This window comes from Cohnella soli (assembly GCF_042655525.1).
In the GTDB taxonomy this organism is placed as follows: domain Bacteria; phylum Bacillota; class Bacilli; order Paenibacillales; family Paenibacillaceae; genus Cohnella; species Cohnella soli.
Genome location: NZ_JBHSMI010000014.1, coordinates 1 through 10,097, shown reverse-complemented (window position 1 = coordinate 10,097; position 10,097 = coordinate 1). Strand labels below are relative to the sequence as shown.

The window sequence follows — 10,097 nt, the reverse complement described above, 5'->3', positions numbered from 1 at the left end:
AGCTATGCCGAAGCGCTCTGGTGAGAGGCTTCGGCACCACTTAAAAAAGTGACATTTTCTCGGACGAGTTAGGGTGACATTTTCTCAGAAGTTTGACAATCAATTGGAAAAATACTTAGGCAAATATCATATTCTTCCCGTAGAAAATTTCGTCCATCTCCCATTTGATGCTCTTCTCGATATCCTGTTGCTCTTCCTCGCTCAGCGTATCCTTCGTGTACCCAAACAAATAGTTGTTCAAGTCGAACTCGCGAAGCTTGCACTTCGTATGAAAAATATTCTCCTGGTACACGTTAACGTCAATCATCTGATACAAATCCCTGACCTCAGCCGGAATATAGTTCTGAATCGAGCTGATCTCGTGGTCGATAAACAGCTTATGCCCGTTGATATCGCGAGTAAATCCGCGCACCCGGTAATCCATTGTCATGATGTCTGTCTCGAAGGAGCGAATCAGGTAGTTCAATGCTTTAAGCGGTGAGATTTCCCCGCAAGTGGAGACGTCAATGTCGGCACGGAACGTACTGATCCCTTCATCCGGATGGTATTCCGGATAAGTGTGTACCGTGATATGGCTTGTATTCAGATGCATGACAACCGCATTTGGTAGCGGGCCCGGCGACTCCTCGAAAGACTCGTTCGGCTCCTGCTCGATCGGTCCCTCGGACACAAGCATCGTCACGCTCGCTCCTTGCGGATCGTAATCTTGCTTGGCGATGTTTAGTACATATGCACCGATAATGTCCGACACGTTTTTCAAAATCGTCGTTAAACGATCCGCATTGTATTGCTGATCAATGTATGCAATATACGCTTCACGCTCTTCCTTTGTCTTCGTAAAGCAGATGTCGTACATGTTAAAGCTGAGCGACTTGGTTAAATTATTGAAGCCATGCAGCGTGATCCGTTGTTCCGACGTTAATTTCAAAAAAAAGCTCCCCCTCAGGTTGTCATTAGCCCCTAACTTCGTATTGTACTTCAGATTCAATAAAAAAGAGTAAATATAATGTTAAAGCGAGTGTAAGCATACGTTAATTTTACAAAAGAAATACATTTCTATTCGAAAGCCATGCTAGAATGATCCATACACGACGGAGAGAGAGTGAGCCACATGAAGGACATTACGTTCAAAGCTTATGCCGTCACGAATGAGATCGATCTTAATAAAATCGCGATTCACTGCGGGATCCCGAAAAAGTTCACGTGGGAAGAGCCCCTTATCTTAAAGGGCGAGGCGCTGCAGATGATTCTGCGGAGGAAGGTCGACGACTCGCAGCAAGTACTCATATTCTCGTTCGGCAGCATCGTTTTCGTAAACGATACGTCGAAAGAGGGGTTTCTAGCTTTCGTTCGTTACCTGCAGGCATTCGAGCCGAACATCGACGAGAACGTTGATGATCGCTATACGGACGATTACAGTCTTCGCACGAATGCCCCTGGCCATACAGAGCTAACCGATGAATACGTCGTCGTTACCGAGATCGAGTCGTTCCATCCTGAACTGATCGCGACAGTGCTGGCAAAGTCGGTTGCACTGGAGAAGATCGAGGAGCAGCTCGGTAAAATTCACGACAAGCTGGAGAACATGATCGACCGCCTGGACAAGAGCAATCTGCGATTGGGCAAGAAGGAGCTGGCGCGTACGACGGCCTCGATCATGCGGCATGAGTATAATATGATTTCCTATATCATGATTCTCGATAAGCCGGACATCACTTGGACGAGCAGCAGCGCCGGCGAATTCTACGACCGCATGCTGGAGTTTTTCGAAATGAACGACCGCTACGCGATTATGAAGAGCAAGACCGAGATGCTGTACCGAATTATGGACGGGTTCTCGACAATAAGCCACTCCACTCGAGGCTTATTCGTCGAATGGGTCATCGTTATTCTCATTGTGAGCGAGCTTGTGTTAACGATTCTTCAACTGACCGGATGGATGGATTGAGTTTGGTGTACTCAGTAAGGTGGATGACCCAATTTGGCGGAGATGATTCGCGGGGTATTTGAATGGCAATGTTGTTTATCGTCCGCGGCCCCTAGCGGGGCGACGGACATTTTTATTCGTACTTACCAAGCTCCCTTCAGGGAGGTTCCGCTAGCGAGCCGCTTCTGCGTGCACGACCTTATTCACGACTTCCTTGATCGCATCAATAATCGCGTCCGGACGCTCCAACTGTACAACGTGGCTGGAATCCTTGAGGATTCGTTGCGTGCTGTTGGAGGACAAAGCAACTTCTTCGGCCTGCATGCTAGCCCAAGCCGCTTCCGCACGATTGAATTGTTCTTGAGTGAAGCCGCTTGCTTTCTGTTCGGCTTCGGTGAAAGCACTCCAAGGCTTTCCTCTGGAGATGACGGCGAGAGGCAGGTTGCCGAGGGTGAGCAATGTGCCTGCCTCGCGCAGCGAATCTTCGAATGCGGCTGCCTCCGCGAAGGCGCCTTTGAGCGATGTCGGTTGATAGGCCGTGATGGCTTTAGCCGTCTCGGCCGGCAACTCCGGGACTTCGGCATCGGGAAGCACGAGCCTCGGCAACCCGGTCCACACAACAGCGGCGAGGGCGCGAAATACAAACGGAATCGGATTGCTCTCCGGTACGCCCGTTGCTTCGGCGAGACGCTTGGTCTGCTCAGGATGCGAGGCGTCGGCGAGAACCATCCCGGCGACCTCTTCTCTGTAGTTCTTAGTGAATGTCATGACATATGGACCGCCCATGGACGCACCGACCAACACATAAGGCGGGCGTTCATTCGCGGCACGCAGAACCTTGTGAAGATCTTCAGTAACGGCAAGGCTATCGCGTTGACCCTTGGCCGGATCGCTCCACATTATGCCTGCCCGGTCATAAGAGCAAACCCGCGTGAACCGGGCAATCTGTTTCTGTACGGGTTCCCATAGCGCAGAACCGCTTGTGTCGGCACCTGCCTCGAGAATAACAATCGGCGTGCCGCTGCCCTCGCAATTCAGATGAATTTTACGACCGCCTATGTCCACAAGCTTGCCCGGCGGCGGATAATCCTTAGCGGCTTGACTGCGAGCCGTCTGTTCATAAATCGCGCCTGCCCCGACTAGAACCATTACAAGGATAAGGCCGGCGATGGCCAATCGTTTTACCCAGCGAATTACAAATTGACGCATGATTCTTCCTCCCACAATTCATGTCGTGTATTTTCTTGCTGTCTCCTCTCGTCTGTCTAAGGACACTATAAACGTCTTGTTTGAAATGAAAATGAACGGAGAGTTACAATTTGGACCCGGGGGCTCGAACATAAATAAACCGAAGGCCAACAGGCCTCCGGTTGTGATTTGATCATGTATGAGGTGTGTCTAATGTTCGTTACAAGTCCTTCCTGAGCGGCAGCCTCACTGTGAAAATCGAGCCTCCACCCGCCTCTCCGTCCACCCGGATTTCTCCTTCATGCTTATCCAAGATTTGTTTGACGATGGATAGACCGAGTCCGTTTCCGCTGACAGCGCGGTCGCGGGCCTTGTCCACTTTGTGAAATGGCTTGAAAATATCCGTCCGTTGGTCCTCCGGTATTCCGATGCCGTTGTCCGTTATTCGGACAACCGCCGAGTGGCCGTCGAGATAGGCGCGAATGTGAACCTTTCCGCCCACAGGAGTGAATTTAATGGCGTTGCCCAGCAAATTCGTCCATACCTGGCTGAGTTGATCTTCGTCCGCTTGAACGGTTACCGGCTCCAAATCCAACTCGACTTCGATCTCTTTACCCGACCATTGCAGTTCGAGCGCGATGACGACCTTGCGAAGCTGTTCATCAAGACGAAACGCCACTGGTTGAACGGGATGTCGATCGTGCTGCAAGGATGAAAGCCGCAGCAGATTGTGGCTAAGCCTCGACAACCTGTCACTCTCTTCCTCGATAATCGTTAGGTAATACATCCGGCTTTCTTCGCTCATTCGCTTCTGCTTCATCGCCTTGGCGAAACCGGAGATGGACGTCAGCGGCGACTGGATCTCATGGGATACGTTCGCCACGAATTCGCGCCTCATCCGATCCAATTGGGCAAGCTCCAGCGCCATTTCGTTAAAGCTTGCGTTAAGCTGTCCGATCTCATCTTGACGGTTCGTCCGGATCTGCACGTCGAACTGCCCTTTAGCCATCCGTCCGGCCGCGTCTCTCAGCCGAAGAAGCGGTTTCACAATGAATCGAGCGGCGGCCAGAATGAGGATGCTTCCGACCAGGAAGACGGTCAACATCTCCGTGTTCACTTCTTTGTTCGACTGCATCCACATTTCGTTGTTTTTCAGCATGACAAATAAGGCATAGGACTTGCCGTTGACCTCGAATGGCAGTCCGACCATCGGATATCGGCCTTCATTCTCGATGCCTCTGGCCTCGCTCCCTGCCAGCACATGACGAATCCGTTCCATGCCGGGAACGACAGGCTCCGTCCCTTCTTCCAGCAAAGGCTTGCCGGAGGCGTCGAACAGTTGAATCGCGTAGATCGATATGCTGGAAACATTGTTCATGAAAGAAACCAATTCCGTTCCGACAGATGAACGGTAGGTCTGAATGATTTGTTTGCCGTTCGACAACAAACTGTTCTCCAACTTGTGTGTAAAGGTGTCCCGGAACAGGAGCGTAGACGCAATGGAGGCGATGACCAGGCTAACCACGATGACACCGATGAAGGTGAGAACGATGCGGGTATAGAGCGATTTAATCCCCATACACTTCCAGACGGTAACCGAGACCGCGCAACGTTACAATGCGGAAATCCGAATCATGTTCGGCGAATCGCTCCCGAAGCCGCTTGATATGAACGTCCACCGTCCGCTCATCTCCTTCGTAATCCACTCCCCAGATTTCCCTGATCAGATGGTCCCGAGTGAACAACTGCCCCGGATAACTTCCGAACTTGTAGAGCAGTTCGAATTCCTTCATAGGCAAGGTAACCTCCTGACCGTCCCTGCTCACCACCAAGTAGCTTTTGCGGTCCAGCTCCAGATCGCCAAGCCGAACGGACTGGGAATAGGCGATCCGATAACGTTTCAGTAGCGCCTTAACCCGAAGCGTAAGCTCCACGGGATCGAACGGCTTCACGAGATAATCGTCGGTGCCCAGCTTAAAGCCCTTGATGCGGTCCTCCGATTCGCCTTTCGCGGTAATCATGAGAATCGGCATATCCCCAAGCTCGCGGAGCTTGGCGCACAAGTCCCAGCCGTCCATCCCCGGCATCATGATATCCAGGACTACCAGATCGGGCGAATGGTTCTCGACGTATTCCAGCGCTTCGGCGCCGTTTCCCTTCTGCACGACTTCGACCCCTTCATCTTCGAGGTAGAGCCGCACCAGTTCGCGAATGTGCGCGTCATCGTCTACAACCAGCACTTCCGGCATCCGCTTACTTCCCCCTTTCCGCCTCCGTCGCCACATTTTACGACATTCGTATGAACTCAGTGTGTACAAATGTTTTCTGTTTTGCGTTGTTCTTTTGGCGCTTAATAGGCGGCATTGAGATGACAACATGATTATAATGCAGCAAGGGTTCTTGGATAAATAGATTGTTGCACGGCAAGCTCAAAGAAGGCCGCAACAGCCTGCCCTTCGGCAACCTGTCGCAGCCTACCATATTCGTGCGCCCGACATGATCTTTTGTCTCTTACTTTTGCTCCTTCGAAGCAGAGAAGCTGTCGATTGTCGTAAGCGGGAGATGATCGGTAATTATACGGTTGTAATGCGCTAGCTGCACGATACCACGTTCATCAATCAAAAATTCGGCAGGAATCCTGTGGAAGTTCGAACCTTCCTCCGGTGTGAGCGCGAAACCAGCGGCAGCAGCCTCGGCGACGAATGACTTCGTGTTCGCATCGGCCATCGTCGCTTGCACTTTCTCTTCGGATGTCTCGATTCCGTACCAATCGTATAAGCGCGCTTTCGGGTCGGCGACGAGCGGGAATGGAGCGTTTTGCGCGCCCACGTATTTCCGCATATTCGTCTCCGGCGATTCGAAGATGGCGACGACGTCCAAGCCTTGACGCTGCCAAGCCGGATATCGACCGATAAAATGATGCACACGCAAATTACAGATCGCACAAGCGGAAAAGCGTAAAAATGCGAGCAGAACTTTGCGACCGCGATAATTTTCAAGCGATACGGCGTTGCCGGAAAGATCGACGGTGCTGAATGCGGGGGCAATCATGCCCTGTTGGAGCGGATGGGTCATTTGCAGCTTCCTCCTGCACAAGAGAAATGGATTTACTTCTCCAACTTATCAGGAAGAACGTAACCTCATCTGTGACCTAGTCACCAACCAGCGCTTCCAATTCATTGCGGCGGGTGATTCGCACCCAGCCTCGCCCCGTCTCGACCCACCCTTGCTGCTGATAACGATGAAGCGCGCGGCTCACGACTTCGCGGGCTGTGCCGATCTCTGCGGCAAGCTCATTGTGCGTTATTCGCCGTAAGGGCTGCCGTTCTGACGTGGAACTCAGCAAAGCTTCTGCCAAACGAAAGTCCAGCGGTTTGGTCTGTTTCGTTAGAAGTTGTTCTCCTAACCGCATTAACCCGTCGAGGAGGTTGCCGAACACGGTTCTACGGATTAGCTCGTATTCCTGTACCCAGCGAAGGAAGCTTCGTTTGGTCACAAATAGAGCCTCGACCTCCGTCTCCGCTTCAATAGCAGCAGGGTAGTCTCGCCCGCTTAGTCCGCTTAGAACAAGGAGAGCGCAAATTTCGCCCGGGGCAAGTTTATTGACGACCCTCTCACTCCCATCCTCCCCGATTTGGTTAATGCGGGCAGTTCCCCTGATCAAAAAGATGCCGTAGATCGCAGCCTCCTCCTTCTGAAAGAGACGGGACTTGGCCGGGAATATCCGAACTTCCGGCTGAGCATTCTCCCACTCTTCGGGGCTGACTTCCCGCAAATACGATAGAGCTTCCAGCACCCGCTTGTTCGTGACGATTGAAGTCATGCTGCATTCACATCCTGCTTGGTTTTCCAAATTTTACGATTATTATAAGCGATTATGTTCATTTGCCGCCATGGCTTGGCCCAGTCAACTCTACTTGTCCAACATATCTTATATGGTATCTAACAAAAGGAGTTGATATTATGGCACGCATTCTCGATAAAGCAGCCGTTCAGCCGCGGCGCAGCTTCAACTTAGCAACCTCTTTTATTATCCGGCGTTCACCGGCAAGATCTACGCTTGCCACCATTACTCTGCGAATTCCGAACAATGCTCAACCTAACCGGGTAGATCTGGTAGCAACCGTAGGAGTTAGAGGCGTCACTGGCATTGCCCAAATTCTCTTTAGAATTTTCCGCGATGGAAGAGAAATCTACAACACCTTGCAAGGTATCGAATCTGTCGGTTCTGAACAAAATTATGCCGTTACATTCCAAGCCGAAGATAGAAATGTAAGATCTGGCACCCGTATTTACACGGTTACCGCAGAAAATCGCACTGCAAATACAAGAGCCGATGTTGTTGGTCCTATATCGTTTAGCGGAGTAGCCGTAAAGGTAAGAACCTAACACCCCAGCCCACTTGAGAAAGTCCTGTCTCGAAATCAGACAGGACTTTCCTGTAAACCCACTATTCATTCAGAAAAGTCGTAGCCCGATTCTGAATCAGACCGGCTGCTTCCTTGGTCGAATCCAGATAAGGCAATCGCACCTCGAATGCGGTGCGTATGTGATCGCTTTGCACCGCTATGATGCCTTCATGCTGTTCGACGATGTTCTTGGCGATAAACAGGCCTAGCCCGGTGCTTCCTTCCCGGTGGGTCCGCGAACGATCTCCGGTAAAGAACATATCGAACAAGTGAGGCAGCTCATCGGGCGGGATGAACCTGCCATAATTGGTCACTTGAATGACGACCTGATCCCCTTCTCGGTTGCCATGAATATCTACATATTCGCCGTCCGTACCATATCGAACAGCATTGGATAGAAGGTTCTCGAACACGCGCGCGAGCAGGTCGCCGTCCCCGGTAACCATGAGGTTAGGTGCCATCTCAAGACGGGCGGTCAACTCATTCTTCTCGAATACCGGATACATCTCTTCGCTTAATTGCGTCAGCAGCTCACCTAAATCAAGAGGCGCTCGGTGAATATTCAACTTGCCGTAATTCATCCGCGTAATTTCGAACAGCTCGTCAATCAGCTTCTCAAGCCGTTGTGACTTCGTGAAAGCAATCGTTGTATAATGCTTCATCTGATCGGCAGTCAAATCCTTGCCCTGGAGAATAAAATCCAAATACCCGATGACGGATGTCAGCGGGGTTCTTAAATCATGGGCAAGGTTAAGCACCAGCTGCTCCTTGCTGTTCTCGGCGAAATCGCCCCGTTCCACCGCCTGCTTCAGCTTCTCGCTGGCCAAGTTGATGTCCCGTGCAATGTCTCCGATCTCATCGCTCGTCGGGATATCGACCCGATGGGAGAAGTCGCCCCCTGCGAGCTGATTGATCCCCCGTGAGATCTCTCGGAAGTAAGCAACATAACGCCGCGTCAGCAGATAGAAGTAAATAAACGAAACGGGAAAAAAGAGGATCAAGCACGCATTGATATCGCCGATATCCCGAATGGTTTCGCGAACATGGTACATCGGATTCTCGCGAAGCAGCGTATAATAATATTGCTGCAGCACCAGGTAGATCAAGAAGGTCGTGGCCGCGGACAACAGCATGCTGAGCACGAACAGACGGACCATCTGGAAGCGGAAGCTTCGGAACTTAGGTTTAGCCATTGAACGCATAACCCACTCCCCATACCGTCCTGATCAACTTGTTCTTATGCTGGTCCTCCCCCAGCTTCTTGCGCAACGTTCGGATATGCACCATCACCGTATTCCCGCTTTCATAATACGCTTCGCCCCACACGCGCTCGAAAATATGCTCCGAACTGAATACCTTCTTCGGATGGCTGGCGAGCAGCACCAATATGTCGAACTCCTTGGGCGTAAGCTCGACCGGATTGCCGTAGAGGAACAAGTTGCGCTCCTCGGGATAGATCACGAGCCCCCCGGCTTCCAGCACGGATGTATCCGCAACCGGAACAGCCGCTGACGGGTTCAGCTGGATGAAACGACGCAGTTGCGCGTTCACCCTGGCCACCAGTTCCATGGGGTTAAACGGTTTGGTCATATAATCATCGGCACCGCGAACAAGACCGGTGATTTTATCCAGATCGGTCGCCTTGGCGCTTAGAAAAATAATCGGCAAATGATACTTCTCGCGGATCAGCCGAGTCAATTCGTACCCGTCGATCTTAGGCATCATAATATCCAATATCGCCAGATCTACGGACTGCGCGCGAATCAAGTCGAGCGCCTCCTGTCCGTCTACGGCTTTCAGACAACGATAGCCCTCTTTGACCAGATGCAGCTCGATCAGATCGGCAATTTCTCCCTCGTCATCCGCAATTAGAATGGTGATCGATTTCATGACGTTCTCTCTCCTTCAAGGACAAGCATAACCGAGTCTGGATTACCATTCAATTCCTTCTATTTATTCCCCGGTATATCGCGAAGCCCAGAATCCCACCCATTGTATTGAGCAATAAGTCATCCACATCAAACTGACCGATCATGAACAGCAATTGAGAGGTCTCCAGGCACAGGCTTAAGAAGGAGGTACAGAGTAACACTTTTATCCCCGCCAGCCTTTTGCGAGCGAACAGCAATCCTAACAAGACGCCAAACGGCATAAAAATCGCCACGTTGCCAACCAAGTTATACATATCATGTTCGCTGAACGACTGCAGCGATCTGGAAATTTCCCGGAAAGGAACGAGACTGCCCGCCTCCAGCCGCTGGGAGATCAAGGCAGGCTGGTGCAGGCCAGCGCTTAGGCGTTTCCACAGAAACCCCAGGTCTACGGCGTGAAACTTCAATAAGATGATTTTGACCAATATATATACGTATACGAAAAGCAAGGCCCGGAGGCTTAGCGCGCGCAAACGATTGATGCTTGGATGGTTCGTCTCTACTCCACTTGTCTCCATCGTCCCCATACTCATATTCATTCGCTCCCACTATAATTTAATGTTTTCTCGCATTTTCTCACTCGTTCTTAAATTCTCAACCATCGACTATCTCAAGAGATGGAGAAGTCATGTAGACATGGCA

Annotated in this window: 11 protein-coding genes; 2 read left to right on the top strand and 9 right to left on the bottom strand. The window is 51.2% G+C overall.

Annotation, left to right across the window (positions count from 1 at the left end; genetic code table 11):
* Positions 1-115 precede the first annotated feature (115 nt).
* On the bottom strand, positions 116-928 hold the full coding sequence (speD, locus tag ACFPOF_RS08060; protein WP_378131382.1) for an adenosylmethionine decarboxylase: 813 nt from the start codon (positions 926-928) through the stop codon (positions 116-118).
* 183 nt (positions 929-1,111) lie between these two features.
* On the opposite strand from speD, the gene ACFPOF_RS08055 reads away from it, so the two are divergent.
* Positions 1,112-1,948 (top strand): RMD1 family protein, encoded by an 837-nt coding sequence (locus ACFPOF_RS08055; RefSeq protein WP_378131380.1) that lies wholly within the window; start codon positions 1,112-1,114, stop codon positions 1,946-1,948.
* Positions 1,949-2,098: 150 nt separating this feature from the next.
* On the opposite strand, the gene ACFPOF_RS08050 is transcribed toward ACFPOF_RS08055, so the two are convergent.
* The 5 genes from ACFPOF_RS08050 to ACFPOF_RS08030 all read right to left on the bottom strand — a co-directional run bounded on the left by ACFPOF_RS08050 (position 2,099) and on the right by ACFPOF_RS08030 (position 6,938).
* Entirely contained in the window at positions 2,099-3,136 is a 1,038-nt protein-coding gene (locus ACFPOF_RS08050; protein ID WP_378131378.1) for an alpha/beta fold hydrolase, read from the bottom strand.
* Positions 3,137-3,335: 199 nt separating this feature from the next.
* On the bottom strand, positions 3,336-4,694 hold the full coding sequence (locus tag ACFPOF_RS08045) for a sensor histidine kinase (protein ID WP_378131376.1): 1,359 nt from the start codon (positions 4,692-4,694) through the stop codon (positions 3,336-3,338).
* Positions 4,684-5,364, bottom strand: coding sequence for a response regulator transcription factor (locus ACFPOF_RS08040; protein WP_378131374.1), 681 nt, complete (start codon positions 5,362-5,364; stop codon positions 4,684-4,686). Before ACFPOF_RS08040 ends, ACFPOF_RS08045 begins: the two co-directional genes overlap by 11 nt.
* A 262-nt stretch (positions 5,365-5,626) precedes the next feature.
* Positions 5,627-6,190, bottom strand: a complete 564-nt coding sequence (locus tag ACFPOF_RS08035) for a redoxin domain-containing protein (protein WP_378131372.1) — start codon at positions 6,188-6,190, stop codon at positions 5,627-5,629.
* 76 nt (positions 6,191-6,266) lie between these two features.
* Entirely contained in the window at positions 6,267-6,938 is a 672-nt protein-coding gene (locus ACFPOF_RS08030) for a Crp/Fnr family transcriptional regulator (protein WP_378131370.1), read from the bottom strand.
* Positions 6,939-7,078: 140 nt separating this feature from the next.
* On the opposite strand from ACFPOF_RS08030, the gene ACFPOF_RS08025 reads away from it, so the two are divergent.
* Positions 7,079-7,504 carry an exosporium protein C gene (locus ACFPOF_RS08025; RefSeq protein ID WP_378131368.1) on the top strand — a complete coding sequence of 142 codons (426 nt, stop codon included), beginning with the start codon at positions 7,079-7,081 and terminating at the stop codon, positions 7,502-7,504.
* 61 nt (positions 7,505-7,565) lie between these two features.
* Here the strand turns inward: ACFPOF_RS08025 and ACFPOF_RS08020 are convergent, their stop codons facing one another.
* The 3 genes from ACFPOF_RS08020 to ACFPOF_RS08010 are packed head-to-tail and all read right to left on the bottom strand — an operon-like array spanning position 7,566 to position 9,988.
* Entirely contained in the window at positions 7,566-8,717 is a 1,152-nt protein-coding gene (locus ACFPOF_RS08020; protein ID WP_378131366.1) for a sensor histidine kinase, read from the bottom strand.
* On the bottom strand, positions 8,710-9,414 hold the full coding sequence (locus tag ACFPOF_RS08015; protein ID WP_378131364.1) for a response regulator transcription factor: 705 nt from the start codon (positions 9,412-9,414) through the stop codon (positions 8,710-8,712). The genes ACFPOF_RS08020 and ACFPOF_RS08015 overlap by 8 nt, the downstream gene beginning before the upstream one ends.
* A 49-nt stretch (positions 9,415-9,463) precedes the next feature.
* Complete coding sequence (locus tag ACFPOF_RS08010; protein ID WP_378131362.1) at positions 9,464-9,988, bottom strand: VanZ family protein; 525 nt, start codon at positions 9,986-9,988, stop codon at positions 9,464-9,466.
* Between the last annotated feature and the right edge of the window lie 109 nt (positions 9,989-10,097).

Excerpts from the sequence above, each read along its gene's own strand:
- ACFPOF_RS08020 (WP_378131366.1), bottom strand. The coding sequence starts at position 8,717 with ATGGCTAAACCTAAGTTCCGAAGCTTCCGCTTCCAGATGGTCCGTCTG.
- ACFPOF_RS08025 (WP_378131368.1), top strand. The coding sequence starts at position 7,079 with ATGGCACGCATTCTCGATAAAGCAGCCGTTCAGCCGCGGCGCAGCTTC.
- ACFPOF_RS08040 (WP_378131374.1), bottom strand. The coding sequence starts at position 5,364 with ATGCCGGAAGTGCTGGTTGTAGACGATGACGCGCACATTCGCGAACTG.
- ACFPOF_RS08010 (WP_378131362.1), bottom strand. The coding sequence starts at position 9,988 with ATGAGTATGGGGACGATGGAGACAAGTGGAGTAGAGACGAACCATCCA.
- ACFPOF_RS08030 (WP_378131370.1), bottom strand. The coding sequence starts at position 6,938 with ATGACTTCAATCGTCACGAACAAGCGGGTGCTGGAAGCTCTATCGTAT.
- ACFPOF_RS08045 (WP_378131376.1), bottom strand. The coding sequence starts at position 4,694 with ATGGGGATTAAATCGCTCTATACCCGCATCGTTCTCACCTTCATCGGT.
- ACFPOF_RS08015 (WP_378131364.1), bottom strand. The coding sequence starts at position 9,414 with ATGAAATCGATCACCATTCTAATTGCGGATGACGAGGGAGAAATTGCC.
- ACFPOF_RS08055 (WP_378131380.1), top strand. The coding sequence starts at position 1,112 with ATGAAGGACATTACGTTCAAAGCTTATGCCGTCACGAATGAGATCGAT.
- ACFPOF_RS08035 (WP_378131372.1), bottom strand. The coding sequence starts at position 6,190 with ATGACCCATCCGCTCCAACAGGGCATGATTGCCCCCGCATTCAGCACC.
- ACFPOF_RS08050 (WP_378131378.1), bottom strand. The coding sequence starts at position 3,136 with ATGCGTCAATTTGTAATTCGCTGGGTAAAACGATTGGCCATCGCCGGC.